The organism is Clostridium sp. AF12-41, assembly GCF_003461685.1.
Taxonomy (GTDB): Bacteria; Bacillota; Clostridia; order Lachnospirales; family Lachnospiraceae; genus Otoolea; species Otoolea fessa.
The window spans coordinates 86,392-111,934 of record NZ_QTXO01000004.1; the positions used below are offsets into that span (position 1 = coordinate 86,392).

The 25,543-nt window shown below is 51.1% G+C and carries 28 protein-coding genes and 1 pseudogene; 4 read left to right on the forward strand and 25 right to left on the reverse strand.

Annotated elements, in window-relative coordinates; translation table 11 throughout:
• The first annotated feature begins 141 nt into the window (after window positions 1-141).
• The 4 genes from DWV73_RS07810 to DWV73_RS07825 all read left to right on the forward strand — a co-directional run bounded on the left by DWV73_RS07810 (window position 142) and on the right by DWV73_RS07825 (window position 5,339).
• Complete coding sequence (locus DWV73_RS07810; RefSeq protein WP_117796365.1) at window positions 142-630, forward strand: TRAP transporter small permease; 489 nt, start codon at window positions 142-144, stop codon at window positions 628-630.
• Window positions 631-3,993 (forward strand): TRAP transporter large permease subunit, encoded by a 3,363-nt coding sequence (locus tag DWV73_RS07815; protein ID WP_117796366.1) that lies wholly within the window; start codon window positions 631-633, stop codon window positions 3,991-3,993. It begins immediately after the preceding gene.
• Between the two features lie 225 nt (window positions 3,994-4,218).
• On the forward strand, window positions 4,219-4,791 hold the full coding sequence (locus DWV73_RS07820; protein ID WP_117796367.1) for a cob(I)yrinic acid a,c-diamide adenosyltransferase: 573 nt from the start codon (window positions 4,219-4,221) through the stop codon (window positions 4,789-4,791).
• Window positions 4,792-4,805: 14 nt separating this feature from the next.
• Complete coding sequence (locus DWV73_RS07825; RefSeq protein ID WP_117796368.1) at window positions 4,806-5,339, forward strand: hypothetical protein; 534 nt, start codon at window positions 4,806-4,808, stop codon at window positions 5,337-5,339.
• 143 nt (window positions 5,340-5,482) lie between these two features.
• Here DWV73_RS07825 and DWV73_RS07830 read toward each other — a convergent pair whose 3' ends face one another.
• From DWV73_RS07830 to DWV73_RS07955, 25 genes and pseudogenes are all read right to left on the reverse strand, one after another.
• Complete coding sequence (locus DWV73_RS07830; protein WP_107001168.1) at window positions 5,483-6,991, reverse strand: recombinase family protein; 1,509 nt, start codon at window positions 6,989-6,991, stop codon at window positions 5,483-5,485.
• Window positions 6,992-7,391: 400 nt separating this feature from the next.
• Window positions 7,392-7,592 (reverse strand): hypothetical protein, encoded by a 201-nt coding sequence (locus tag DWV73_RS07835; protein WP_107001169.1) that lies wholly within the window; start codon window positions 7,590-7,592, stop codon window positions 7,392-7,394.
• A gap of 490 nt (window positions 7,593-8,082) precedes the next feature.
• Entirely contained in the window at window positions 8,083-8,505 is a 423-nt protein-coding gene (locus tag DWV73_RS07840) for a sigma factor-like helix-turn-helix DNA-binding protein (RefSeq protein ID WP_107001170.1), read from the reverse strand.
• 808 nt (window positions 8,506-9,313) lie between these two features.
• Entirely contained in the window at window positions 9,314-9,850 is a 537-nt protein-coding gene (locus tag DWV73_RS07845) for a hypothetical protein (RefSeq protein WP_107001171.1), read from the reverse strand.
• Between the two features lie 635 nt (window positions 9,851-10,485).
• Window positions 10,486-11,901, reverse strand: coding sequence for a relaxase/mobilization nuclease domain-containing protein (locus DWV73_RS07850; RefSeq protein ID WP_117796369.1), 1,416 nt, complete (start codon window positions 11,899-11,901; stop codon window positions 10,486-10,488).
• 79 nt (window positions 11,902-11,980) lie between these two features.
• Complete coding sequence (locus tag DWV73_RS07855) at window positions 11,981-12,271, reverse strand: CD1845 family protein (protein WP_023042378.1); 291 nt, start codon at window positions 12,269-12,271, stop codon at window positions 11,981-11,983.
• A gap of 161 nt (window positions 12,272-12,432) precedes the next feature.
• Complete coding sequence (vapD, locus tag DWV73_RS07860; RefSeq protein WP_016306491.1) at window positions 12,433-12,801, reverse strand: VapD family protein; 369 nt, start codon at window positions 12,799-12,801, stop codon at window positions 12,433-12,435.
• Window positions 12,802-12,804: 3 nt separating this feature from the next.
• Window positions 12,805-13,143 carry a hypothetical protein gene (locus DWV73_RS07865; RefSeq protein WP_016306492.1) on the reverse strand — a complete coding sequence of 113 codons (339 nt, stop codon included), beginning with the start codon at window positions 13,141-13,143 and terminating at the stop codon, window positions 12,805-12,807.
• A 160-nt stretch (window positions 13,144-13,303) separates the two neighbouring features.
• Window positions 13,304-13,645 carry a plasmid mobilization relaxosome protein MobC gene (gene mobC / locus DWV73_RS07870; protein ID WP_015553878.1) on the reverse strand — a complete coding sequence of 114 codons (342 nt, stop codon included), beginning with the start codon at window positions 13,643-13,645 and terminating at the stop codon, window positions 13,304-13,306.
• Entirely contained in the window at window positions 13,645-13,827 is a 183-nt protein-coding gene (locus tag DWV73_RS07875) for a DUF4316 domain-containing protein (protein ID WP_107001173.1), read from the reverse strand. The genes mobC and DWV73_RS07875 overlap by 1 nt, the downstream gene beginning before the upstream one ends.
• Before the next feature lie 12 nt (window positions 13,828-13,839).
• Window positions 13,840-14,430, reverse strand: a complete 591-nt coding sequence (locus DWV73_RS07880; RefSeq protein WP_227589686.1) for a hypothetical protein — start codon at window positions 14,428-14,430, stop codon at window positions 13,840-13,842.
• 132 nt (window positions 14,431-14,562) lie between these two features.
• A complete protein-coding gene (locus DWV73_RS07885; protein ID WP_050005650.1) occupies window positions 14,563-14,964 on the reverse strand; it encodes a cysteine-rich VLP protein in 402 nt (133 codons plus the stop codon).
• Window positions 14,965-15,162, reverse strand: a complete 198-nt coding sequence (locus DWV73_RS07890) for a hypothetical protein (RefSeq protein WP_005927616.1) — start codon at window positions 15,160-15,162, stop codon at window positions 14,965-14,967. It abuts the gene before it with no gap.
• Window positions 15,159-15,806: a DUF4366 domain-containing protein gene (locus tag DWV73_RS07895; RefSeq protein ID WP_107001175.1), complete on the reverse strand. Its 648-nt coding sequence runs from the start codon at window positions 15,804-15,806 to the stop codon at window positions 15,159-15,161. Before DWV73_RS07895 ends, DWV73_RS07890 begins: the two co-directional genes overlap by 4 nt.
• On the reverse strand, window positions 15,793-16,059 hold the full coding sequence (locus tag DWV73_RS07900; protein WP_005927622.1) for a DUF4315 family protein: 267 nt from the start codon (window positions 16,057-16,059) through the stop codon (window positions 15,793-15,795). Before DWV73_RS07900 ends, DWV73_RS07895 begins: the two co-directional genes overlap by 14 nt.
• Before the next feature lie 22 nt (window positions 16,060-16,081).
• Window positions 16,082-17,749, reverse strand: a complete 1,668-nt coding sequence (locus DWV73_RS07905; RefSeq protein ID WP_107001176.1) for a C40 family peptidase — start codon at window positions 17,747-17,749, stop codon at window positions 16,082-16,084.
• A 279-nt stretch (window positions 17,750-18,028) separates the two neighbouring features.
• Window positions 18,029-20,296: a VirB4-like conjugal transfer ATPase, CD1110 family gene (locus DWV73_RS07915; RefSeq protein WP_107001296.1), complete on the reverse strand. Its 2,268-nt coding sequence runs from the start codon at window positions 20,294-20,296 to the stop codon at window positions 18,029-18,031.
• A 79-nt stretch (window positions 20,297-20,375) separates the two neighbouring features.
• Window positions 20,376-20,762, reverse strand: a complete 387-nt coding sequence (locus DWV73_RS07920; protein ID WP_016306500.1) for a PrgI family protein — start codon at window positions 20,760-20,762, stop codon at window positions 20,376-20,378.
• 44 nt (window positions 20,763-20,806) lie between these two features.
• Window positions 20,807-21,460, reverse strand: a complete 654-nt coding sequence (locus tag DWV73_RS07925) for a hypothetical protein (RefSeq protein WP_107001178.1) — start codon at window positions 21,458-21,460, stop codon at window positions 20,807-20,809.
• 9 nt (window positions 21,461-21,469) lie between these two features.
• Window positions 21,470-21,892 carry a SpoVG family protein gene (locus DWV73_RS07930; protein WP_227589684.1) on the reverse strand — a complete coding sequence of 141 codons (423 nt, stop codon included), beginning with the start codon at window positions 21,890-21,892 and terminating at the stop codon, window positions 21,470-21,472.
• 42 nt (window positions 21,893-21,934) lie between these two features.
• Entirely contained in the window at window positions 21,935-22,474 is a 540-nt protein-coding gene (locus tag DWV73_RS07935) for an MT-A70 family methyltransferase (RefSeq protein ID WP_107001180.1), read from the reverse strand.
• A gap of 41 nt (window positions 22,475-22,515) precedes the next feature.
• Window positions 22,516-23,382, reverse strand: coding sequence for a VirB6/TrbL-like conjugal transfer protein, CD1112 family (locus tag DWV73_RS07940; protein WP_009901636.1), 867 nt, complete (start codon window positions 23,380-23,382; stop codon window positions 22,516-22,518).
• 39 nt (window positions 23,383-23,421) lie between these two features.
• Window positions 23,422-23,505, reverse strand: a pseudogene (locus DWV73_RS07945) (Maff2 family protein); the annotation flags it as partial.
• A 91-nt stretch (window positions 23,506-23,596) separates the two neighbouring features.
• Entirely contained in the window at window positions 23,597-25,267 is a 1,671-nt protein-coding gene (locus DWV73_RS07950; protein ID WP_002584321.1) for a recombinase family protein, read from the reverse strand.
• Window positions 25,268-25,465 (reverse strand): hypothetical protein, encoded by a 198-nt coding sequence (locus DWV73_RS07955; RefSeq protein ID WP_002592708.1) that lies wholly within the window; start codon window positions 25,463-25,465, stop codon window positions 25,268-25,270. It lies immediately after the preceding gene.
• Between the last annotated feature and the right edge of the window lie 78 nt (window positions 25,466-25,543).

A 25,543-nucleotide genomic window follows, 5' to 3' on the forward strand; every position in this document is an offset into this window, starting at 1 on the left:
CTTCATTCGTCCCTATTATCTGGGGGCGTTTTTTTATGCCTTAGGAAATTGTGTCCTATGACACAAAAACGTTCAGATGAATGCGTACAGCCGACAGAAATGTGGAAAAATGAGATACTTATTTTAGGAGGAGAGCGCAGTATGAATGGATATAAAAAGCTGATGGATATTGTGGCGATGGTTGAGAAAACCGTGCTGGTAGTCACGATGCTCCTGATCCTTGTACTGACGGTGGGAAATGTATTTTCCCGTAAGGTGATTCACCAGTCCTGGTCCTTTACAGAGGAGCTGGTTGTTGCCATTTTCGTATTAATTACGCTGCTTGGCGCGGCGCTGTCTGCGCGTGAGGGCGGATTGGTAGGCTTAAATCTGGTAACAGAGCGTCTGCCGAAATCAGCAAAGAAGCCGGTTGTGATTCTGATTACGATCTTTTCGGTTCTCTTTATGGGAATCTTATTTTACTATGGCATGGACAAGGTACTGGCGCAGCTTGCGAACCAGAAACGTACCTTTGTGCTGAACTGGCCGGAGTGGATCTTCTGGTCCTTTGTACCGATCGGTTCGGCGTGCATGATTCTTCATTTTATCGAGTTCTGTCTCGATGAGTGTACGAAAAAGGAGGACAAATAAATGGTTAGCGCAGTTCTTTTTATTACCTTTTTCGTATTATTGGTGCTGAATGTGCCGATCTCCGTCTGTCTGGGACTTTCTTCCGCAGCGGCGATCCTGTATTCCGGTACTTCTTTAACGATTGTAGCGACGAATATTTACTCCGGCATCAGTAAATTCCTGCTGCTGGCGATTCCGTTTTTCGTATTATCCGGAAATATCATGGCGAAGGCGGGGATTTCCACGCGCCTGATCCGTTTCGTTGACACCTGTGTCGGTCACAGAAAAGGCGGCATTGCGAATGTGTGTATCATCGTAGCCTGCTTCTTCGGCGCGATCTCCGGTTCCGGTCCGGCGACGGTAGCGGCCCTGGGTGCGGTCCTGATTCCGGCGATGATAGAGCGGGGCGGTTTCTCCGCAGCCTTCTCGACGGCATTGATGGCAACTTCCAGTTCCATCGCGATCGTCATCCCGCCGAGTATCGCGTTTGTCGTATACGCGTCGATCACAGGTGTTTCCATCGGAGATATGTTTATGGCAGGCATCATTCCGGGTATCCTGATGGGTCTGGCTCTGGTAGTTGTCGTTATGCTGGAGGTACGCCGCGATCATGTCGTGCCGTCCAACGTAGAGAAAGCATCCGCAAAAGAGCGCTGGAACGCATTTAAGGATGCTTTCTGGGGATTTTTGATGCCGGTCATTATTCTGGGCGGTATCTACGGAGGCATCTTTACACCGACCGAGGCGGCAGCCGTATCCGTTGTGTACGGTCTGTTTGTCGGTATGATTATTTATAAGGAAGTAAAATTTAAAGACCTGTGGGAAATTCTGATTGATTCGGCAAAGACCACCGGCGGCATCATGCTGATCGTAGCGTGTGCGTCGCTGTTCTCCTTTGTCTGCACCCGTTTCGGTATTTCGACGGCTGCTTCCGAACTGTTAGCAAGAGTGGCAGGCAACCAGTTTACTTTCTTGCTGATTTGTAACATTATTTTCCTGATCGCGGGCTGCTTTATTGATGCAAACTCTGCGATGTACATTTTCATCCCGATCATGCTGCCGGTCTGCAAGGCACTGGGCTATAACGTGATCGCATTTGGTATCATGGCAACGGTCAACCTGGCAATTGGTCAGGTAACACCTCCGGTCGGTGTCAACCTGTTTGTCGCGATCGGCATCAAATTAAGAGATGGTATTCGTGTAACGCTGCAGGAAATTTCCAGGGCAGTCGTTCCGATGGTAGCCGCTTCCATTGTTGTTTTGCTGATAATTACTTATATTCCGCAGATTTCGACCTGTCTGCCGGCGGCACTGGGAAGTGCGGCAGCCATTGAAAATGACGAGACAGTCGGAGGCGACAGCGGAACCACCCAGACAGACAATGACGATTTCAACACGATCGGCGATTACAGCGATCTGGATTGGGCGGATATGACCTGGAACTTTACGTGTTCCACAACCGAGACAAGCACCTGGGCACAGGCGGGACGTAAGTTTGGCGAGCTCATGGAGCAGGCGACCGGCGGCAAGGTCAAAGTAGATGTTTACGCAGCCGATCAGCTGACCGGTGGAAACCAGTCTGAGGGCATCCAGGCACTGATGAACGGCGATCCGGTGCAGATTTCGATGCACAGCAACCTGATTTATTCGGCATTTGACCCGCGGTTCAATGTTGTATCACTGCCGTATCTGTTTGATTCAGTTGAGACAGCGGATACAGTCTTAGATGGTCCGGCGGGCGACAAGCTGGTTGAGATCCTGGAAAGCTATGGTCTTCATTGTATGGGTATGGCGGAGAATGGTTTCCGTCAGCTGACCAACAGCGAACATCCGGTTCGTTCCGTGGAAGATATGAAGAACCTGAAGCTGCGTGTGGCTGGTTCGAACCTTCTGATGAAGTGCTATGAGCTGTGGGGCGCAGATGCGACCAATATGAACTGGTCCGAAACGTATACGGCGCTGCAGCAGGGCACGGTAGACGGGCAGGAGAACCCGCTTCCGGCGATTGATGCGGCGAGTGTACAGGAAGTACAGAAATATGTTTCCCTGTGGAACGCAAACTATGACTGCCTGTTCTTCTGCATCAATCAGAAGCTGTATGACAGCCTGACACCGGAGCAGCAGGCGGTTGTTGATGAGGCAGGCCGTAAGGCAGTTGCTTACGAGCGTGAGATCAACCGTGCAGGCGATGAGGAGATTCTGGATCGCTGGCAGACTAAGAACGGTGTGGAGGTGCTGAAATATGAGGATCTCGACATCGAATCCTTTAAGAAAGCAGCTGAGCCGGTAACGGAATGGTTTATCGGAGAACTGAAAACCCAGGGCTTTGATGATGCAGAGGATCTGGTAAACACCTTTACTGAAAATGCGGCTAGTGCAGTTAAGACGGCGGGCATTGAAAATTCTTCGACCTATCAGGTGGAAGATCACAGTGACCTGAACTGGCCGGAAATGACCTGGAACTTTACGTGTTCCACGACAGAAACCAGTACCTGGGCACAGGCAGGACGCAAGTTTGGCGAGCTCATGGATCAGGCAACGGGCGGCAAGGTAAAAGTAGATGTTTACGCAGCGGATCAGCTGACCGGTGGAAACCAGTCCGAGGGCATCCAGGCGCTGATGAACGGAGATCCGGTGCAGATTTCGATGCACAGCAACCTGATTTATTCGGCATTTGACCCGCGTTTCAACGTGGTATCGCTGCCGTATCTGTTTGATTCAGTGGAGGACGCCGACGCGAAGCTGGACGGCGAGGCAGGTCAGAAGATGGATGAGATTCTTTCTTCCTATGACCTGCATTGTATGGGTATGGCGGAAAATGGTTTCCGTCAGCTCACGAACGGCGTGCGCCCGGTTCGTTCCGTGGAAGATATGAAGAACCTGAAAGTGCGTGTGGCTGGTTCAAACCTTCTAATGAAGTGCTACGAGCTGTGGGGCGCAGATGCGACCAACATGAACTGGTCCGAGACTTACACGGCATTGCAGCAGGGGACGGTAGACGGACAGGAGAACCCGCTTCCGGCGATTGATGCGGCAAGCGTACAGGAAGTACAGAAATACGTTTCCATGTGGAATGCAAACTATGACTGCCTGTTCTTCTGCATCAACCAGGATATTTACGACAGCCTGACACCGGAGCAGCAGGAGGTAGTCGATGAGTGCGGCAAACTTGCCGTTCAGTACGAGCGCGAGATCAACCGTGCAGGCGACGATGAGATCCTCTCCAGATGGCAGTCCAAGAATGGTGTCGAGGTCATCCCGTATGAGGATCTGGATATCGATTCCTTCAAGGCGATTGTAGAACCGGTAACCGAGTGGTATATCGGGGAATTGAAAAAACAAGGTTATAAGGATGCGGAAGAGCTGGTTGCTGCATTCAAATAGGAAAATTAGAAGTTTGAAGTTAGAAGTTTGGTAAAATTGAATCATTGAGTTTGGTTTTCTGGCGGTTCTGGTCCTTGGGATCAGACCGCCAGATTGCGTATATGGGGAAATATTTCAATGTAAATTTTCAATCGGGCAAATATTGTGGTTGGCAGTTTGATATGATAAGATAGTTGGTATCGGTGCGCTGAAAAGCGAGATAAAAAGAAAGAAAAGGAAAAATATATGGGATGTGTACATCTGTACTGCGGCGACGGAAAAGGAAAGACGACGGCGGCGATTGGTCTGGCGGTCCGGGCAGCAGGAACGGGAAAACAGGTAGTTGCTGCCCGCTTTTTAAAAACGGATCAGTCTGGGGAGGTGGAGATTTTAAAGCGGCTCCCGGAGGTGACGTTGATTCCCTGTGAAAAAACATTTGGATTCACGTGGAAAATGACCGATGAGGTGAAGCGGGAGGCGGCGGATTATTATAAAAGTATGTTTGAGACAGCGTGCCGTGAGGCAGTGAAGCGGTGTGAGAAAGCGGAGGATTCAAGAAGCAGGAAAATACAGAATAATGAAACCTGCGATGTTCTGCTGGTGTTGGACGAGGTCTGCGCTTCTCTTTCTTCGGGACTTTTGGAGCTGACGGATATAGTGGATTTTCTGGATCACAGACCCGCGGAGCTGGAGGTTGTGATGACGGGGCGGAAACCGCCAGAAGAGCTGCTTTTGCGGGCTGATTATGTGACAGAGATGAAAAAAATCAAGCATCCGTTTGACCGGAAAATCCTGGCGCGGCGGGGAATTGAATATTAGAGAGGGGACTCTGAATGGGATTTATAAAGAGAAAGCATCGTCCGGAGTACGCTGCAGTGCAGCGGGAATGGGCAATGTGGGGAAAACAGATGGAAAAAACACTTCCGGGTTACGGGGAGCAGAATGAGGCATTGCACTGGATGGTACGGATTCTGACGGGGGTGCGGGTTCTGTACTGCCTGTTTTATCTGATTATGACATTTGTCTATGGAATGGAGAAAACAAATGCGGTCATGACGCTTTTGGGACCGTTTATTTTTTATGGCTGGTATATGCTTATGCTGCGGGAGAGCCCGGTGCTTACGGTGTTGATGCTGATCGGGCGTGGGGCGAGTATCGTGTGGGGCGGCGTATCGCTGCTTCAGATGAGCTGGTGGCTGCCATTTCCGCTGGTTTTTATGCTGGTGATGGCGGCGGCAATCGAATTTATCGAGGCGGTATTCTGCATCTATATGCTGTTTAACCCGCTGGCACGGCACACAATCCGCTTAAACCGGGCATTTGCACGTGGAATGCGCGTACAGGTGCCGGATGAGGGGCTGGAATAGATGGCGGCGTATCGGAATGAAGCGGCGATACTGTACACGGGTAGGCACTTTTGGAAGCAACGGTGTACAAGGGGTACAAACAAGATTAAAAAGAAAAGATAGATTTGAAAGTAAGTAGAGTGGGATAATCCAGAAGTTAGAGCTTAGATTTTCCACTCTACTTGAACGTGGTCGCTAGTTGCGCTGATTGAAATAATCAGGCCGTCAACGGCTTTCCTTTTGTCGTCAAATTCAATGCTGTCCCAATGGTCGAGGTAATAAGAGAGTTCCTGCTCCTTTTGGGGTGACATTGTTTCAATGGACATTTCCGCAATCTCCTTTGAAATGGTCTGGCGGCGAGTGTCCAGTTCTTCAATTTTTTTGTTAGCATAGGCAAGAAGTGTTGCGTTGGCTCCGGTTAGCGTATCAAGTAGTTTTTCAATCTCGGCTTCAACTTGCGCCAGTTCAATTTGATGGGCGGTCAGTTTGGGATTGACTTTTTCCTCCCGGCTATGGCGGACTTGAAAATTTTTAAATCTCGCCCGCATAGCACTGAAAATAAATTCCTCAAATTCAGATTTACGGATTTTACCACAGCCCGGGCAGCCTTTATTTTCAGTCCGTTTACTACAGCGAAAATAGCCTTCGCTGTTCGGAACGTGTGTTGCCTTTAAGGCATATCCGCAACACCCGCATTTAACTTTTCCGGCAAGCCATGTATTTTTCGGCTTACGTCCTTGTTGAAAACTCTTATTTGTCATTAGCTTCTTCCTGCATTTCAGCCATACATCAGACGGTATGAGCGCTTCATGTGGAGCGATTACAAGTATCTGGTCTTTCAGGCTCCTGTCTTTATCCTCCTTCACGTCCCGGCCCTGATAGAGATAACAGCCATTGGTTCCGGCAAAATCGGAAGCGTCATTGACAATAGCCGCCCCCTGGCTTTTAAAAAATTCGTAGAGTTCTAAATCTGCTTGTGCGTAAACAGGATTTCTTAAAAGCTGTGAAATAAAGGTACGGAATAGCGATTTACCGTAAACTTTGATGTTCTGTTCCTCAAAGTACCGTGTAATGTCACCAAAAGACGTTTCCGGCTCGGAATACATTTCAAACATGAGCTTTACATATTGGGAAGTTTCGGGGTCTGCCACCATCTTTTTTGTGCGGATACCTTCAACCACTGTCGGCTCCAACTGATAACCATAGGGGGCCTGTCCGCTCATGTGAAAACCTTTCAGGCACCGGGAGTAGTAAGCGTCCGTGACGCGTTTCTGGATTGTCTCACGTTCAAGCTGTGCGAATACGATACAAATATTCAGCATGGCCCGCCCCATTGGGGTTGAGGTGTCGAACTTTTCTGTGGACGAAACAAACTCCACGTCATATTCCTGGAACAGCTCCATCATGTTTGCAAAGTCCAGAATGGAACGGCTGATTCTGTCCAGCTTATAAACGATTACCCGCCGCACCCGGCCCTTTCGGATTTCTCCTAACAGCTTTTGAAACTCCGGCCTGTCCGTATTCTTCCCGGAATAGCCTTTATCCTTGAATACTTTACAGCTTCCGCCTTTCAGCTCATACTTACAAAAATCAATCTGGCTTTCAATGCTGATACTGTCCTTACGGTCTACCGACTGTCTCGCGTATATACAATCTTCTCTGATAATGTCCATATTGGGCTCCTTCCGTATGGAATGGAGCTACCAACCTTACAATTATATTATACCATAGGCAGCCCCGGACAACAATGTTGCGGTTGATTAGTAAAATCTGTCCGTGTATTTACTGAACACATCATATAAGTGATTTTCGATTTCTCTTTTTCGCTTGTTCTTTTCATCCGGGGATAGTACCGGAATTAGATTTTCCAATACGATAAGTTTCCCTTGAAAATATACGGATTGTTTTTCGCTTTGGTATGTAACAGATTGAACCATCGAAAACCTCCACTTTTCAGTACGGATGAACAGCGGCCAGCTTCCCTCTTGTCTGCTGGGGAAACCTAAAAAAGCGGCTCCCTGGAAGGAACTGCCCTTTGAGCTTTCCCCAGCCTCGGGCCACGTTGGCCCGAAGCTAATAATCGCCGTTATAATATTTCTGTTCAGCCTCGTTGAGTGTGTATAAGTCAAACACTCCATAAAGCTGATTTACTACACGGCTAATATCTTTATGGGTGAATCCACAGTCCTGCATGGCCATAATCACATAGCCCCGGCAGGCGTCATTACTCCATATATTCAGCGTTAATTCTGGACTAGATATATTTTCCTTCATAAAATTCTCCTGTTCATAGAAAAATATGGGGCCCAGCCAGAACGGTTGCCCTATCATCAGACAGTAATAGAGGAAGGGCCCCACAGGTTAGAAAGTTTTTTCAGATAGACCGGACGGACAGTTGGCTTTTTGTCCCATAGCATTTCAGCTCTCCCCATTCTGATGGCAAGGCGATCTCATTACCTGCGACGGCTCACGGTTCGCAACACCGCTGCACGCTCGGATTGTGACTAATCGCAAGTATCCGGGTTTTGTGTTTTGTCCGGCAGACCTGCCACAGTCTGCCTACGGCATGGGCCTGGTCGCTCTCTCTAGTGTAAAAATAGAGGTCATGGCGGGCCTGTCACTGGACACAAGCACCCTTCGTATCCGTCTATCTTTTATTCAGTTTTCAATCTGCGTGAGGCGTGTCCCGCTTCGGGCCAATGTGGCCCGAGGCTTTGACTGCCTCTCATAAGCCATTTCATTTTTGAGGCGAAATCGGTACACCTTATAAAAATTTTTTTAAAATTTTTTCCAAGTTCCGAAGGCCGCGCTCAATGGCGAGCCGCACGACCTTTTCATCCACACCCTCGGCCCGGGCAATGTCTTGTTTCGTCAAGCCGAGAATGAAATGAGCGTAAATGCGCTTTGCCTGTTTGTCGGGCAGTCGTGAGATGGCGGTATAGAGTTCTTGTATCGTCACTTTACGCTCATACAGTTCATAGGGAGAGAACGCAACGAAAAGCGCCTCATGCTCAATTCCATCATTCCGATCCAGGGAGTAATAGGCTTTGTGCCGGTATGTACGCAGACGGTAAGCGGCTTCCTTCCGGTCAAACTCCTTGAACATTTCAACAACATCTTCTGGTACTTCCATAAAGTAGTCTGACGTATAAAAAGGGTAATAGTCCCGTAAATTTATAATAGCCATATTGAACCTCCGCTTTGTTTTGTGATGGATGGACAACAAAACAGAAGCGGCGGGGAGCGTATATGTAGGCTGAAATTTCTGAAATTTTCAAAAAATAACAGTGAAAAATCTATAAAATAGTAAAGATGGCTACTCGTTCTAAAAAAGCCTCGACAGCTTATCTCAAGACTGGCTCTGTTTCGATAGCAAATCCTGAAATAAGGTGTCGAACATAAAAAAAGCTCAAACAAATAACAGCTTGTTTGAGCCTTAAAAAAGTTTAAATTGGAATAAAACTCCTCCCATCTAGGAGGAGGTAAAGCAAAAGGGGCGTTGCTTCATCTATTTTTTCTCAATAATCTAACTCATGTTATTAGCAACCTCCGCGTAAAAATCTCGTAGTTCTTTTATTATCATATAATGTATTTTTTGCAAAATTTGTCGTAGATAGGAGGCAAAAATAAAAAAATAGAGTAGAGGATATGTTAATGGTTAACGTACCTCTACTCTATCTAATTGTTACTAAAAATTTTCTTTTAAAAAGGTTGTTACAAAACAGACTCAATTTACTATATATAGTATATGTCAATTATTAAATCTACCATATACAGAACATTACTTTTCTCTTTGCAACAACCCTTTTAAATTGTATAATTGCTTTCACTTAATCAGCATTATTTTTTATCTGATTGAATAGCCATCCTATAATTCGAGCTATACAGTATAAAACACCAAGTCCAAGGACGGAGCATACAACTAGAAAAAATATAGACATTGCCGACATATTTACATCAACACCTTTTTGAATAGGACTCTACTTATATTATTCTTAATTTAATACGGTAGAAACTTCTCCATTAAAAACTTCCGTTCTTAAAGCGAAAGAAAGTGTTCCTACTCCGCCGACTACATTTGCTCTCATAGAGCCAGTCACTTCGGCCGCTTTGCTTGAGGTAGATGTTGCACGGCCAATGGCTAAACTTTCATCTTCAACCGTTCCGCCAACACAGTAGGTATTTAAATCACGTGCATTAGAAATTTTCCACTGGCTACCACTCTTTGATAAGTCAAATCTGTAATCCATACCTGCGACACCCCAAAATGCATCCGATTTCCACGTTCCTTCAGTAGCAGGATCACGAGTTAAAGGAGGCGTATAGCTAAGTGTCACTGTTACCGGCTGACCGTCCTTCTCGAAATGTAATGTTTCCGAATAGGGCTGGCTTTCGTCAAAATTATTCAGATCGACACTGAATGTTTGTCTCTGTTCTGGAGAATCAGCAGCAAGAGCACTAAATGCGCTACCAACTACCATGAGACTCAGCGCTACCAACAGACCCAATGCCTTTTTCAAACCTTTCTTCATAAATGACCTCCTTGAGACTTTACCATAGTAACAAACTCAGATTTTTTAGCGCCCACCATTATGTAAGGCACTATTCTCTCAAATTCTCCTCCTCTATAGCCCCAATGGTATCCCTCCCTTTACTAATCGGTTATGAGCTTTTTATAACTAACTGTAGTATACCACAGAATCCCTATATATGCAATATAATCTAAAAATGGTAAATAAAACTTAATAAATTGTTAATTATCAACATATATCGTATATTTTTCTGATATAAAAACCGGGTATTCAAGTTTTGTGTTTTGATGTTTGAGTTAAAACGATAAAAAGAAAGAGAACTTGTTGATATAAAAAAAATATCATTCTTTTTGCATAAACATATAAAAACTCGAAAAGCGATTGATAAATCACCGAAAATTTGTGGCGAATTTTCTTAATATAGATATTTTAAGGAGGTATTGCGTAAAACAATAGATGTTGTATAAACTCAATAATCTTTTTTGCAGTATATTGCTAAATAGCTAAATGGCAAGCAATGCCTCTGTGGCCACAAGTGGCACAAAGGCTGCTTGTTGGGGCTCGCCCCAAACCCATATCTTCGGGCCAACATGGCCCGAAGTGTCAGCGTCGCTTTGCTCCTTATTTTCATAACCTTAACGCTCCTTTTCCTGCTTTCTTCCCGGCTCGGTGTAGCCCATCAGAGTGTCAATGTTCGCCTTGATTGTGACGATCTCCTGCATATCCCGTCGTGCCTTCTGGTATTCTCCATAGAGCTGTTTTTTCTTTGCTGTGAGCTTACGGCCTTCTTCCTTCAGCACATCCATTTTGGGGAGCTTTGCCCCGCCCAGCAGAGAGCGCATTTCCGCTTGTGCAACCCGGTACAGTTCAAGGTCGGCCTCATGCTCCGCAAGGAATTTCCTGCTGTACTTCGTCGCCTTATACTGCTCAAAGACTGGGCGGGTTTTGGCATACTGAACCGTTGCAGCCTTTAGCCCGGCATTGGTTTTCATAGCCTGTTCCGTCTGCTTGACCTGCTCGGAAATAGCATGGAAACGGTCTGCCGCCTCGGTGGCTTTCTGCGCCAACTGCTCATAATCGGTCAGGTTATTGTCCTGTATATAGGCAAGAGCGGCGGCCATCTGCTTAATGTTAAATACCTTCGCCCAGCGTTCATATCCAGGCCCCTTACCGGCAGCCAGCTTTGCTTGAATATCCACCGCCAGACTGATTTTCCGTTCCGAGCGCCCGGGGCGTTTTTCTTTGCCCTCAATGGCAGACAGAACATCTTGCAAGTCGTAGCCGTCTCCCAGCGTGGAAGCCCGCAGACGGGTAAAGCGTTCCTGTCCCTGCCCGGTCAGCCGGAAACTGATACCGCCGCCCCGAACCGTCTTGACCTCATATCCGGCCCGCTTCATCAGATTGAGAAATTCGTCCAGATCAGCGGGGCGTTCCGCCAGCGCAGTATCACTGGCAAGGCGCAGTCTGTCCTGATAGGAAAGCGGCCCTTTTCGTTCTTTCTGCCATTCTCCATAATTCCGATACTTGCCCTTGCTCCGGGGCTTCGGGTTCTCTACAATGGACAGCCCGTTTTCAAGGCACAGCCTGTCAGAGAGCCGCCGGAGGGCGAAGCTGGAGCCCCAAAAGTTTCGGAATTTCCGGGTGCAGTCAAGGGTGGTGGAGTTGTAATAAATGTGACAATGGATGTGCTGCTTATCGGTGTGCGTGGTAACGATAAAAGCGTGCCGCCCCTTTGTCCAGCGCATAGCCAGCTCATAGCCGATACGGTTCGCCTCCTTCGGGGTGATCTCGCCCGGATAGAAGGATTGTCGTATCTGATAGCACAGCACATCATTTTCTTTTTTCTGTTCCCGGCCCGTCATAGCGGCATAGCTGGCTTTTGCCAAAAGGAACTCGTCCGCCACGGTGGCCGGATCACATTCATAAGCGGAGATATACTTTCCTCTTTCTGTTTTCTCCGGGTCCTTGCCATAGTCCAGACAATCCCGGATTGCCTCGGCAATCGTTTCGCCTTCGCCCGCATGGCGCTGCAACAAAGTTGTGGTAGCCAGAAATCATCCCTCCTTTCCATGAGAAAAGGGCGGCCCATCCAGACCGCCCCGACTTCGGGCCAACATGGCCCGAGGCTGTTTAACTTGCCAGAAACCGGTACAGAGCGGATTTGCCTCCGTCCAGCGCCCAAAGAAGGGAGCCCGCCGCCGCTTGCAGTCCATACGGCGAAAGAAGGAAAGCGAGAAACAGAAATACAATCCCGCCTATGGGCGTCGGCGTGAAAAAGAGAGCGACACCCAGCACCACCAGAATCACAGAGGCAATCGTCAGCAGGACGGCACAAATATCAAACAGGAATACCAGCAGAGCCGCCAGAAGGGACAACGCTAAAGCAAAGGGAGCAACCAATATTTTCAGCAGTATCTTCATCTCCAAAACCTCCTTTATCTATCCTTCCTACCTCTATTTTATCATGCCTGCCCGGGGACATAAATGTTGCGAAAGATTAGTGAATCCTGTCCCAAACCTTCGGGCCATGATGGCCCGAAAACAGAAAAAGCAGGACACATTCATGTCCTGCCAAATTTCTGCTATTCTGTTTCCTGCTGCGGGCAATCGGGAACTGTCAGCAGCGAAGTGTCGATAACAATATCCTCTGCTGGTTTCAAGAGCTCTGTCAAATCGTGCTGCCGTCCCACGTTGGTCACATCAATTTTATTCACGCATATTCCAATCCACGGAAACTGTCTGCTTAATTCATCCATCAAGTCGTATATATCAGCAGTTGCCAGCTTATCATCCGATATGTAGCCGGAGCCTTGACGGTGAGAAAAACGATGCCGTTTGAAGAACCGGCGCAAGTCGTCATACGCCTGCCGGTAATTGGCTCCGGGGTAATGCTCTTTTAATTGATGGGTGTCCAGATCAAAATTTAAGGCTTTGAAATATTTTCTCTCCAAAACTCAAGCCCTCATTGCTGTTTTTTCCTGATAGTGGGTCAACAGATCTTCTTCATTGAAATCATCTGGACTGTCAGAATCGTCACTGTCACAAAGACGCCACACAGAAACATTATCCATGAACCATGTCTGCCGCTTCAAGGTATTGACGATCCGGCCGAACAGACTAAAATCCCTCGCTCTGCCGCAGTCACGGAATACCAAAGCGCCGGAACCATCCTCCATACGGGGAAGGCCCACGGTTTGGAATGTATGATTGATTGTGTTGTAAATGCCATCCAGCCGGTACTTATTTTCGGCTGTGATTTTATCATCATTCATGCGAATAACCATTTTCAGCATGGTATCAGCCTCCCTTCTTGAATTATTATATCATTATAGAGCTGGTTCTACAATCTTGAAAATCTGAATTTTTTATGACGGGCTTCGGGTCATGCTGGCCCGAAGTGGTAAAAAAAGAGCAGGGCGGCAAGCCCCACAACGGAAGCCTGCCGCCCTCGTCTTACTTTGCCACCAGCTCGGAAAGCTCCCGCAGCACTTTTGACACCTCGCCCCACAGCTTTTCATAGTCCCGCTTCAATCCGTCGATTTCCTCCGGGTACACGCCATAGGTGTGTGCGTGTACGGCGACCTGATTGAGATTGTTGGAACAGCGCCGTTGCAGAGAGATCAATTCTTTTACGGGCGCAAGGTCGATGTGCAGGATATACCCGTTCAGAGCCATTTTCCGTACATAGGCCCCGGCGTTGGAAATGCCCGCCTCGGCCATCCGTTCATGGATGGCTGCCAGCTCGTCCGGCGTTACCATGACGTGCAGATGGACATTCCGCTTGCGGTTCTCCATCATCGTTCCAGCTCCCGGCCTTTCCGGCGCTTTTTGGGTTCCTTTACCTTATCCAGCGGTTTTGCGTCCAGCTCCGGGGGCGTGGGTTGGATGGGCGTGTTGTTGGGTACGCCGTCAATCATGTTGCAGTTCTGCTCCGTGGAGAGCTCGGCGGTTTTCAGATAGTTGTCTTTTTCGTGCATGGCGATCCTCCTTTATCGTTCCTCATGGTTTTTATGGCTCCGCTTCTGGCCGGGCTCCTTCGGGGGTTCCTGCCCTCTGGTTCCTTCTTTGAGCCGGGCGGTAATGGATGAGCGCACCCGGTCAGGATTGCCCGGTGCTGGTTTCAGTTCATAATCCTCCATTTGCTTTTCGGTCAGCGGCTTTGTGTAGGTCAGTTCGCCCCATGCCATCAGCCTGCCGTCTGCCACAGGACGCCGCCTGTCATCGTCGTAGTTGACAATGGAAAGAGGCTGGTTATCCGGCGGCTTCGGGTAAGTTCCTATGTCCACGGGCCGCTGGGTGGAATAATAGCGGTAAACGCCTTCCGGTCCCAGCTCGGTATGCTTGACCGCCGCATGGTAAAGCTGCTGATAATCGTCCACCCGGCGGTCAAAATCCCGCTGCGCCCATGCCTGGCTGTTTCCATAGCGGCCCCAGTAGTAATCCCGATGGCCGTTTTCCCCCTCGGTAAACTGCCAGGTCACAAAGGGGCTCGGCGCTCCCGGATTATGCCCAAGCGCAAAGCCGTGTCCAGTTTCAAAGGTGGCAGCTTTCAAAATCACATATCCTTGTACTGTCTCCAAGAGATCCCTCCTTTCTGTGCCTCGGGCCAACATGACCCGAAGTGCTGGATGTTACGAAATAAGAGGGCAGACCGGGGAGGAATGTAATAAGATATTCCCACCCCGGAAACACCCTCAAAAAAGCCCGGAATGTCAAGCCTTTGGAGGCGGCAAATCGTAACAGCCGCCCGGCCTTTTCTCCCGCATTTTCCTCATGCGTTCCCGGCTTTTCCGGCGGTTCCCTTCGGCCTTGCAGGCGTCGGAACAGTAGGCTTGACGCCCCTCGGGCAAAAACGCCTTTCCGCAGACCGCACAGGCCCGCAGCTCCGGGGAGATGCCTTCCGTTGTCAGCGACGCTTGAAGCTCCGGGTTAAGAGGCAGGACAGCCTCACGGAAATAACGGCAGTACGCCCCTGTCCAGCACTTGTGCAGCATATAGCAGGCACAGTCAAGAGGAAGGCACAGGCCGCTTTCCCGGTCATAGTTGGCGCACATCCCCGTGACCAGAGTGCGGATTTTCTTCTTCTCGTCACGGGTCAGCTCCCGGGCGTCCATTTATGACTTCGGGCCACGATGGCCCGAAGGGCGGGGCTCCACGATCAGCGCCCGGAACTTCTTCCGGCACTGTTTTTTCTTTCCTTTGCACTCCTTGTAGTAACGGCATCCCTTACAAGGATCGTCATTGTCCCAGCCGGGGTGCGGTACTTCCTTCATCATTCGTTCAAAAGGGCTGCTTGTAAAATTCATTCTCATTCCTCCGTATCTTCCTCCCACGGCGGGGTATCTTCGTCCTCGGGTTCCTCTGCGATCTCCTCCAGCTCCCCGTCCTCATATTCGCAGTAATCATCCTCCAAATCCGGGGCCTCATGCTTCGGCTTGTAAATCTTGAAATAGTAACCAATCCCACCGCCGGCCAGCACCACCGCACCGATCAGGAGCAGAGAGAGAAGGGGGCTGTCCTTTTTCTCCGGCTCGGGTTCCGGTACTTCCTCCACAGGTTCGGTGGGCTTTGGCTCTGGCTCCGGGGTCACTTCTTGGGGCGGTTCCTTACCCTGTTCGGCAAGAGGCAGAAGGTCGTCTGTGGTAACGGTATTGAGGAAATAGACGTTCTCGCTGGTTTTCTGTTTGTCGATCACCAGATAAAACACGCTCTCGTCTGCGGTGGTGATGGTGTAGAACTCTTTACCGTCCTCGTCGGTGGCGTTGTCCACCACGGTTCCCGTCCCGTCCGGGGTAAAGGGGTTCTGGGTTTCCGGCTCCGCTTCGGTTTCCACCGGGGCGGGAGCTGTCTCCGGCTGCGGCTCGCTGCTCTGGGCGTAGGCCGGGACCGTAAAGATCAGGCAACACAAAAGGCTGGCAGCCATCGCCGCCAGCCTGCGGTATTTAGTTTTCTTCATGGGCTGTGTCCTCCTTTTCGGGTGCCTCCGGCTTCGGGTCAGTATGGCCCGAAGCGGTAAGGCTGTTTTTGGGGTCATTCAAAAAAGCCATAAGCTGGGCGGGGGTCAGTTTGAGCGAGCGCACCGCCTGCACGATCTGGCTGTTTTCTTCCTCCTGTTTCTGCTTTTCCAGCTCCCGGATTTTGGCCTGCCACTCGGCTGCCTTCTCCCGGGCTTTTTCCAGTTCCTTATCGAGCTTGTCGATCTTGTTCATGCAAGGACTCCTTTCCTCTGGCTCACAAACGCCCGAAGGCATAGAAATGTGTCTGCCAGTAGCTTGAATTGATGTTTGCGTATTGGATGGGCGAACCACAATGAAGCATCATCCCGTCGCCCACATAAATCCCCACATGGGACACAGGGCCGGGGCTGTCATAGGTTCCCGTGAAAAAGATAATGTCGCCGGGCTTTGCCTCGGAGGGAGAAATGATAGCGCACTGGTTGTAAATGCCCTGCGCCGTGGTACGGGGCAGGTTGTGGACGCCGCTGGCCGTGTACACCCAGCAGACAAAGCCCGAACAGTCAAAGGAGGTGGACGGGCTGGAGCCGCCCCACACATAGGGCCAGCCGATATACTTTGTGGCTTCTTCCATGAGCGCCGCAAAAGCCGGGTCATCCAGCGCCTCGCCGGGTATCTCATAGCTGGGGCCGGTATCTTCGCCGCCGTTGTAAATCCCTTCCCACAGATAGGGCTTGTTGCCTTTGAGCTGCTGCATAACGGTGTAGATTTCCCGCTGCTGTTCGTTAAGCCTCGGCAGGATCACGGCAGGCAGCGTCTTGTTTGTGAGGGTCACATTTAAGATGTAATACTCATAGGGGACTTCCTCGGTGGTGGTTTCCCCTGTCTCCGGGTCGGTGCTGGTTTCGGTGCGGTAGCGTATCTCGACTTCCTCCGTCAAGGTCAGTTCATACTGTGCCTCAAAGATCTCCCGCAGCTCGTCCTGCACCTGTTCCCGGAAATACACATGGTACTTTGCCGAGAGATAGGACGCCAGCTCATAGGGGTTATGGCCGATCTCGTCCACGGAATAGCGGTACTCGTCATAGCCGGGATGGGTGCTTTCGATGTTTGCCACCGTCTGCGCCAGCTCGTTTTCCAGCGCCGTGTAGTCCTCGTCTACGCCCAGCAGGTCCGTATCCTCCGAGGCGTAGGAGGTGCCGGATAACGCATTGGCAAGGCCGCTGCCAAGCGTGGGGAAGATGGAGCTTACCGCCGACACAAGAAAACAGAGCAGCAACAGCAGGAGCAGGACCAGCACCGCCACGGGATGACGGGTCACAAACTGCGCCGCCCGCCGGGTCGCAGTTCCCGAAGCGGCAGCGGTTTTCTTTGCGGCCTTTGCGCCCTGTTTTGCAGCCGCCTTTGCTTCTTTGGAATACCGGCGTTTCAGTTTCCATTTCTGCTGCACACGGGAAAGCGGATTGCTGGCAAGCTCCGGGTGCTCGGAGGCCATCTTCTGAAAATCCATATTGGCCCGGGCTTTTATGTCCTTCCGTTCCCACTTTGCCACCTTCCGGGCCGGGTGTTCCTGCCAGCGGCGTTTGGCATACCGGGTCAGTTTCCGGGCTCCGGCCTCGGCCACAAGTTCCGACTTATGGGCTCCTTCCACACCCACATTTTCATGCTCGACTTCGTGGATCTTGTTGTGGACATAGAACCATGCTTCTGTACGGGCTCCCCGGACTGCCTTTTTTGCAAGCCCCGGCGGTTTCTTCGCTGCCCGTTTTGCCTCGGTCTTGTCCAGTTTCTCCCGAGCCTTTCCCAGCTTTTTCCCGGCGTGTTCCGCTTTTGCCTGTGCTTTCTGGTACTTGTCCTTTTTGCTCCCGGCATTCTCTGCGGAGCCCTCCGGCTCCTGTGCCTTGCTGGTATCCTGCGGCCCGCCCGCTTCATCCTCCTGCCTCATGCGGTCAGAGGGACGGCTTTTGCGGCTGTCCTCTTGAAACTTGCCGCTTTTGGACTTCGGGCCATCGTGGCCCGAAGGGCTGTCCTGCCCGGTATCCTCGTCCTCAAACCGCAGGCGTCGGGATGGTGCAGGGGAAGGCCCTTCCCGTTCCGCCGGTCCGGGGCGATTGCCCCCGGTATCCTCCGTCGGCCCCGGCCTTTGAAAACTCCGTTTGTCCGGTTTCTTTCCGATGATGTATCCCTCCTTTCCAAACCTCGGGCCAGCATGGCCCGAAGTGTGTTATGCCCGGTTCATTTCCTGTTTTTTGTCCTCCGGGCGGGTGGTCATAATGGCGTACAGCTCGGTGTTCTGCGGGAAGCGGTCAACAAACGGGATGGTGGTGTTCCCGAAGAACAGCAGCCCTTCGCCGGAATTGGTATGGGTCACATAGGAAAGCTGGTGGGGGCTGATCCCAAGCTGTTTGGCTAAAATCTGCCGGTCCCCCTGTGCCTGCGAGAGCAGCACAAGGAAGTCCGAGTTTTCAAAGATGTTCTCGATCTCCGGGCTTGCCAGAAAATCCTTTACGTTCTGCGTTAAAGCACTCGGAACGCACCCTTTTTTCCGCAGCATTTTCCAGATCGCTACACAATAGCTTGCCGTCAGACGGTCACGGAGCAGCACATGAAATTCGTCAAAGTAGCACCATGTAGCGATACCGCGGAGGAAATTCATGGACACCTGCGAGTTTACCAAGTCCTGCATAATGAGCATGGCAATCGTCCGAAGCCCGGCTCCCAGCTTTTTTAAGTCAAGGCATACCAGACGGCGGTTTAAGTCCACGTTGGTTTCATGGTTGAACACGTTAAGGGAACCGGACACATAGATTTCAAGAGCCGTCGCCAGCCGCACCGCCTCGCCCTCCGGCTGGGAACAGAGCAGGTCATACAGGGTTTGGAGGGTCGGCATTTTGCTTGTTTCCGGGTCCTGCAAGTGTTCCCGGTACATCTGGCGCACACAGCGGTCAATGACGGTACGCTCCACCGGCTGCAAGCCGTCCTTGCCGCCAACGATCAGCTCCATCAGCGACAGGATAAAGTCGGCTTTCAGCGCCATCGGGTTTTCCTCGTCGAAGCTCAAATCAATGTCCATCGGATTGATGTGGTGGGGGCTGTCCGGGGCGATCTCGATGACCTGTCCGCCCAGCCGCCTGATAAGGGGCGAATATTCGCCCATCGGGTCCACCACGATAATGCGGTCTTTTGTGGCAAGGAACACATTCACAAGCTCCCGCTTTGCGGCAAAGGATTTGCCGGAGCCAGGCACGCCGAGGAACAGGCCGTTGGGGTTTTTGAGCTTTTTCCGGTTCGCCATGATGACGTTATGGGAAAGTGCGTTGAGCCCGTAATAGACGGCTTCGCCATCCATGCGGAGCTCCTGCGTCATAAAGGGAACGAAAATGGCCGTGGAGCTGGTCGTCATGCCGCGCTTGATCTCAATGCCGTTATGGCCCAGCGGAAGGCTGGAAAGAAAACCGTCCTCCTGCTGGAAGTCCAGCCGCTTCAAGGTGCAGTTGTATTTCTGGACGATACCGGACACCGTGAACAGGTCATTGTCCAGCTCCCGGCGGGTCGGAGCCATGTTTACCACAAGGAAGGTCAGCAGGAACATTCTTTCATTCCGGCTCTGTAAATCTTCCAGAAGGGTCTTTGCGTCGTTGCTGTATGTTACGAGGTCGGGCGGAAGTATGTCCATGTCGTACCCTGACCGGGCTGCCTTCTTTTGTTCCTCCACCTTCATCTTGTCAATGTCGGAGACTTTGGCCTTGATGGATTTTACGGCGGCGGCCTGATCAACGGTCTGGATATGGAGGGTGATGGTCATTTCCGCATCCATTTCCAAAAGCTCCGCCAGCAGCTTGTCCGAGAGCTCCGAGGCCAAAATCTGCAAGTAGGAGGCAGCGCCCCAAGTCGTCCCCACCCGGAACAGTCGGCTGAAACGAAAATCGAAACTGTCCGGGGCGATAAAGTCTTTGGTGGAAAGCCCGGTTTTGGGGATCATATCCCATGAAAACCGGAAGGGGGAGCCGCTGCCGGGGTGGAGCTGCCCGTGAAGAAGCTCCAGCCGTTCCAGCCCTGAAAGGGAGCGGCACTTGACGCCCAGCTTTTTGAAGTTCCCGCAAATGTCCGCCTCTACACGTTCCAGCCTTGCCCTGGCGGTGGAAAGGTCGTCCACGTTCACGCCGAAGGTCAGGAGCTTTGTGCGGACAATGCCGTTGTTGCTTTTGGCGATCTGGTTTTCCAGCATTTCCACATACTCACACCGGACGCTGTTGTAATCGTCATCCTGCATGGGGATGTTCACGCTGTACCGGCTGCCCGGGCGGCTTCGGTGGTTGAGGAAGGAAAGCTGGAACGGAAGGCTGCTGTCAAAGTAGTTGAGGCAGGCGCTCCACCCGTCAAAGATGGCCGCCTGATCTTCGGACTGTGCGAGCTGGTAGTTGATGTCCTCGTATTCAATGGTTTTGGTGTAATAGCGGTCCGTTACCCGGCACACCCCATCCCGGTACATTTCCCGGTAAGGGAGGGTCTGCTGGGCGGTGGTGGGAATGTTCTTTCCCTTTGTGAACAGGCCGGTAAGGCCCTGCTTTTCAGGCTTTCTGCCTGCGGGCTTTCCGGCCCTTCTGCTGTTTTGCAATCGGCTGCGCCTCCTTTCTGGCGCTAAGCAGCGCATAGAAGTTTTCGGTTTTGTAAGGCCGCACCCGGGGATAGAGGAACCGGGTGCGGATGATGTTTTTCAGCACTTTTTCCAATGGCAGGCCGTCCCGCTCATACATAGCCAGAAAGAAGAACGGGAGCATGAGGCCGATCATTAGGAACATGGCGGCGCTGTTCCCGATACTGTCACGGGAAAGCAGGTAGGCCGGGAGCCCCACCGCCGCTGCGCCGGAAAAACAAACAAGCTGGCGCTTCGTCAGATTGAAGGCCAGCTTTGTCTTAATTTTGGAAAGGTCTTTTGGTACTGGCACATAGGCCATTTGGGTACACCTCCTTTACTGCTTCGGGCCAGCATGGCCCGAGGTCATCTTGCGGCCTCTTTGGCCGGGGCTGTACTGCGGGCGGCTTCGGCGGCCTTACGTCCGCTCTGCCTTGCCCGCCAGTATTCGGGATTATACTGCCGGATGGACTGGTTGAGGTTTTCTTCAAACTGCCCTTTGTCCTTAATGCGGTCAGGTATGTTCCACAGCTTTTTGTCCAACAGTTCCCGGAGCACCACACTTTCCTGCGCGTCCTCCTCATAGCAGATATAGCCCTTATCCTTGAAGCCGCACTTTTTCGCTGCTGGGGAGAGGACGGCGGCTACCTCGTTTGCCACCATCGTTCCGCCGTGGCTGGCGGTAGATACCAGAAACACCCCTGGACAGAGGGTTTCACAGCTCTGCACATCACCCCACGGGGAACTTTTCGGCGCATGGAACATTCCGCCCGTCCGGCTCCGGTCCGCCTGCATGAGCGCCGCCTTTTCCAATATGGCGCGAAGTTCCGGGGAAAAGTAGGCGTATTCCCGCAGGACACGGGCGGCCTCCCCGCCGCAGGCGTTCATCAACAGGGTATAGGCATCGCTGTCCGCTTTGGTACAGCGGCCCAGCAGTTTTCCGTCGTAATAGCAGGCCGCGTCATAGCCCGTCCGTTTGCGTGGCATGGTTCCCGCCTCCTTTCTGCTTCGGGCCAGCATGGCCCGAGGTCAACGCTCTGCGCTGCGGCTGGGCTTTTCCTTCGGAGGCCGTTCTGCCTTTGCCTGTTCGGCAGCCGCTTTTCCGGCTTTGAGCTGGTCGCTGATGGATGCACGCCCCACAGAGCCACGCTCCGCCATCTGTTCCAGCTTTGCCTCATAGGCTTGCAGAACAGCGGTGTTGAGCTGTTCCCGGAACTCCTTTGTGACAGGGTAGGCCATATCCCGGTAGCCGCCTTTGCCGTCTGGCTGGCTGGGCATCCCAAGAAAGAGCCCCTTGCTGCCCTGTACGATTTTCAGATTTTCCACCACAAAGCAGTCATTGAATTTCACGCTGGCAAAGCCCATGAGGTTTTTCACAGGTTCGATGACCCGCACGCTTACATCCAGCTTTATAGGGGCAGCTGGTGTTCCGCCCGCATTTTTTTCCTGCATGGATTTCTCCTTTCCGCTTCGGGTCAGCATGACCCGAAGCTGTTACAAGTTTACAGTGCTTTCAACTTCGTTTCCCCACACGTCCCATCCGGGCTTTTTTTCTCTGGCGAACAATTCCACTCGTGGTATATCGCCCATCAGTTCTACAATTTTCCGCCTGGCCTCGTCCGGCTTTTTACTGTGGCGCTCTATCGGGGAAACAATAAGCTGGTGAACACCGGTAGACTTACGCTTCGGATGTCCTTTTACTGCTAAAAGACAAATTTCTGCATTGCCTCTGGTCCAATACCCCAGACCGTAAAACCATGAGTAGGAGCGCCGGTTCCTCTTTATCCATACAAAAGCCACAGAACGATAAGAAAAGCCCCATGCTTTAATGACCTTTAAGGCTTCCGGCAGTTGTGGGAATGTTGCCCACAGAAACAAAACGCTGTCTTTTGCAGCCAAGTCGGCCACTGGAAGGGAACAAATTTCTTCAATACTCATAGTGGGATAATGAAGCTCTGCTGATCCCTGCCTGTTTTTCTGCTCATACCGCCACGGTGGATCTGCATAGATTATCGAAAATTTTTCTTTCGGCATGATCCTCCTTTCCGCTTCGGGTCAGCATGGCCCGAAGTCTCTTAATGGCAGCCGAAGATGGATTTTGCAAGACTGCCTGTTTTGAATAAGGTAAAACACAGCAGCACCGTATATCCCACGCAGCCCCAGATCGCCCCGATGGGGTCGCCGTCGGTGGCGATACTCTGGATCAGCACCGCATAGATTGCGACACAGACTAAGATCAACAGACCTTGAAAGCCCACCGCAAAGAGGGAGCGGAAATAGTTCTGCCCCATGTGTCCGGTTTCCCTGTTGGGGACTGTGGCAAACGGGATAGGCGCTAAACTTGTGAGTAAATAGATTTCAGTCATACGGCCATATACGATGACGAAGATCACGATATTTAAGGCAATCATGGTAAGCTGGATCAGGAAGGATTGTAGCCAGAGTCCGAACAGAGGACCCAACTCCATCGCTTCAAGTTCTGTCCGTAGACTGTCCAGCACATCCGGCGTGATCTCTGTCCCGTTCTGGATAATGCCCGCTGACTGCTGTATCACATGCTGGCTCACATCAAAGACCGCCAGCACGATATTGAAGGTATTCGTCAGGATCATCACAGCCACAAAGGTTTTGAACACCCACTTAAAAAACATCCATGTGTCAACTTCATGGAGGTTGTTGCGTTCTATGAGCATCTGTATCAGCTCATAGGTCATTACAAAAGTGAGGATGACCCCGGCGATTGGCAGGATGGCAGTTTCAGAGATCTGTCGTATCATGGAAAAGACCCCGGCGTTCCAGTCCGCCGGGGTCGTGCCGACCTGTGTGGCGATCTCGCCAACGCTCTGATTGACGTTATCGAAAAGGCCGTCCAGATTTCCCATGATACCATCGACGAGCAGACCTTTCAGCCATTCAACGATTGCGTCGATGATAAAGTCCATACATCAGCTCCTTCTGGAAAAAGGGACAACGGGTGACACTTAGCTGAACAGACCGGACAGCAGAGGGATAAGCTGAAGGCCGATCAGAACGACACCGCCGCCAGCCATGAGCTGTTTCATCCCCAATTAGGTGTAAAAACTCTGCTCGATGGCGGGCGGCGGCGTACAAAAAATCTATATGGTGTTGTTAAGAGAACCGTCCCGGCGGGACAGGTCAGGCAGTGACCTGTTCCACCTCCGGGATGGGTTTGAGATTAAAATGAATTTCGATAGAAATGTGTCTTGTTTTATCTTCGTCAATGCGCTCATGCACAACGATTTCTTTGATTAAGCGGTTGAGGGTGGCTGCGTCCAGCTCTGTGATGTTGGCGTATTCCTGAATGGCTTCCACCCATTGTTTTGCATCATTGGCAAGCTGGACTTCATCGGACAGCCGCTTTCTGCCCTCGGACACTTTTGTTTTAAGCTCCGTCTGCTCGGTCTGTGTCTTTTCCAGCATGGTGTTGAAATTCTGCTCACTGATACGCCCTGCAATCATATCCTCATAAAGCCGCATGACCATTTTGTCCAGAACCTCAATCCGTTCCTCGTCCCTTGTAAGGGAGCGTTCCATTGCTTCCCGCTGTTCCCGCTGCTCGGCTTCACAGGTATTGGTCAGGCGGTCGGCAACCGCTTCCCCGTCCATCAGGGCAGCTCTGGCACATTCCCGGATTTTCCGCAGCACATGGCTGTAAAGGGTGTCATAATCAATCCGGTGCTGGGTGCAGTGGTTCTTTCCAAAGGCATTGTAGGTCTTGCAGGAGTAAATCCGCTGGGGATGTTTAGCGTTTGTGTAGCGTACCGTCAGCGACTTCCCACACTCGCCGCATTTTAACAGTCCGGCAAACAGGCTGATTTCATTGGTCTGCCCCGGACGCTGGCGGGATTTCAGCTTGTTCTGCACAATGTCAAAGCTCATGCTGTCAATCAGCGGTTCATGCTGTCCCTCCACCACAATCCAGTCCTCCGGCTTCTTTTCCCCAATCGTGCCGATTTTGAAGCGGTAGTCCTTTTTCTGGGAAGCAATCGCCCCGGTGTAGACGGGATTCATCAAAAGGTCTTTGATAACGGAGAAGTCCCACATATACCGCCCGTTTTCTGGGTCTTTCTTTTCCCATTTGGTGCGGGTATTGCGAAGCCCCCGTTCCCGGTTCCACCATGTAGGGCAGGGGATTTTTTCTTTCTCCAGCCGTCTGCGGATATAGTTCGGACCATGACCGTTCAGGGCATATCCGAAAATCAGCCGCACAATCGGGGCGGTTTCCTCGTCAATGAGCAGATGGTTTTTGTCCTCCGGGTCTTTCCGATACCCAAACGGGGCAAGACACCCGGTAAACTGTCCTTTCTGCGCTTTCAGAAGATAAGAGGAATGGACTTTCTTGGAAATATCCTTGCTGTACATCTCGTTCAGGATATTCTTGAACGGGGCAATGTCGTTGTTATCCCGCAGGGTGTCGATGCCGTCATTCATGGCGATATAGCGGACACCGTTTCTTGGGAAAAAGTCCTCAATCAAATGCCCGGTTTGCAGATAATTACGCCCCAGTCGGCTGAGGTCTTTCGTGATGACAAGGTTGATCTGCCTGCGCTCAATGGCTCTCAACATTCTCTGTAGGTCAGGACGCTCCATGTTAAGACCTGTGAAGCCATCGTCCTGATAGACTGCCACAACCTCCCATCCCTGCTTTTCGCAGTATTTTTCCAGCATATCACGCTGGTTTGCGATACTGGCACTTTCGCCTTGCAGGTCATCGTCCTTTGACAGCCTGCAATAGACCGCCGCACGATAACCCCCGGCAAGTGCCGAACCGATTGTTCTGTATTCCATTTCGTTCATCATAGCCATTTACCCACACAATCCAGACGGTATCTGGCTCTTTTGAACCTCATCTTCATTATAGCCTATATCTTTCTTTTTAGCAAGATATTCTTTTGCATTTGTCTTTCCGTATTTCTGGGAAATCAGGCTGACGAACACATCAGTGGCGTCAAGCTCCCCGTCAAATACAGTGGTCACATGAATCTCTGTTTTGTTTTTTGCCATAGGCAGTTATCCTCCATACATGAAAATAGCCAGACAGAGGGTGTCGGCAACGAAGTCCGGCAACGGACTTCAAAAGAC

Coding starts and splice junctions, on each gene's coding strand:
- DWV73_RS07845 (WP_107001171.1), bottom strand. CDS start 9,850: ATGAAGAAAGGTTTGAAAAAGGCATTGGGTCTGTTGGTAGCGCTGAGT.
- DWV73_RS07930 (WP_227589684.1), bottom strand. CDS start 21,892: ATGCAGGAAAAAAATGCGGGCGGAACACCAGCTGCCCCTATAAAGCTG.
- DWV73_RS07830 (WP_107001168.1), bottom strand. CDS start 6,991: ATGGACATTATCAGAGAAGATTGTATATACGCGAGACAGTCGGTAGAC.
- DWV73_RS07905 (WP_107001176.1), bottom strand. CDS start 17,749: ATGAGGCAGGAGGATGAAGCGGGCGGGCCGCAGGATACCAGCAAGGCA.
- mobC (WP_015553878.1), bottom strand. CDS start 13,645: ATGGAGAACCGCAAGCGGAATGTCCATCTGCACGTCATGGTAACGCCG.
- DWV73_RS07835 (WP_107001169.1), bottom strand. CDS start 7,592: ATGAAGGAAAATATATCTAGTCCAGAATTAACGCTGAATATATGGAGT.
- DWV73_RS07925 (WP_107001178.1), bottom strand. CDS start 21,460: ATGCTGGCCCGAAGCAGAAAGGAGGCGGGAACCATGCCACGCAAACGG.
- DWV73_RS07875 (WP_107001173.1), bottom strand. CDS start 13,827: ATGCACGAAAAAGACAACTATCTGAAAACCGCCGAGCTCTCCACGGAG.
- DWV73_RS07810 (WP_117796365.1), top strand. CDS start 142: ATGAATGGATATAAAAAGCTGATGGATATTGTGGCGATGGTTGAGAAA.
- DWV73_RS07865 (WP_016306492.1), bottom strand. CDS start 13,143: ATGCTGAAAATGGTTATTCGCATGAATGATGATAAAATCACAGCCGAA.
- DWV73_RS07890 (WP_005927616.1), bottom strand. CDS start 15,162: ATGAGAATGAATTTTACAAGCAGCCCTTTTGAACGAATGATGAAGGAA.
- DWV73_RS07950 (WP_002584321.1), bottom strand. CDS start 25,267: ATGGCTATGATGAACGAAATGGAATACAGAACAATCGGTTCGGCACTT.
- DWV73_RS07840 (WP_107001170.1), bottom strand. CDS start 8,505: ATGGCTATTATAAATTTACGGGACTATTACCCTTTTTATACGTCAGAC.
- DWV73_RS07820 (WP_117796367.1), top strand. CDS start 4,219: ATGGGATGTGTACATCTGTACTGCGGCGACGGAAAAGGAAAGACGACG.
- DWV73_RS07935 (WP_107001180.1), bottom strand. CDS start 22,474: ATGCCGAAAGAAAAATTTTCGATAATCTATGCAGATCCACCGTGGCGG.
- DWV73_RS07955 (WP_002592708.1), bottom strand. CDS start 25,465: ATGGCAAAAAACAAAACAGAGATTCATGTGACCACTGTATTTGACGGG.
- DWV73_RS07940 (WP_009901636.1), bottom strand. CDS start 23,382: ATGGACTTTATCATCGACGCAATCGTTGAATGGCTGAAAGGTCTGCTC.
- DWV73_RS07825 (WP_117796368.1), top strand. CDS start 4,806: ATGGGATTTATAAAGAGAAAGCATCGTCCGGAGTACGCTGCAGTGCAG.
- DWV73_RS07815 (WP_117796366.1), top strand. CDS start 631: ATGGTTAGCGCAGTTCTTTTTATTACCTTTTTCGTATTATTGGTGCTG.
- DWV73_RS07855 (WP_023042378.1), bottom strand. CDS start 12,271: ATGAAGATACTGCTGAAAATATTGGTTGCTCCCTTTGCTTTAGCGTTG.
- DWV73_RS07895 (WP_107001175.1), bottom strand. CDS start 15,806: ATGAAGAAAACTAAATACCGCAGGCTGGCGGCGATGGCTGCCAGCCTT.
- DWV73_RS07885 (WP_050005650.1), bottom strand. CDS start 14,964: ATGGACGCCCGGGAGCTGACCCGTGACGAGAAGAAGAAAATCCGCACT.
- DWV73_RS07900 (WP_005927622.1), bottom strand. CDS start 16,059: ATGAACAAGATCGACAAGCTCGATAAGGAACTGGAAAAAGCCCGGGAG.
- DWV73_RS07915 (WP_107001296.1), bottom strand. CDS start 20,296: ATGTACCGGGATGGGGTGTGCCGGGTAACGGACCGCTATTACACCAAA.
- DWV73_RS07920 (WP_016306500.1), bottom strand. CDS start 20,762: ATGGCCTATGTGCCAGTACCAAAAGACCTTTCCAAAATTAAGACAAAG.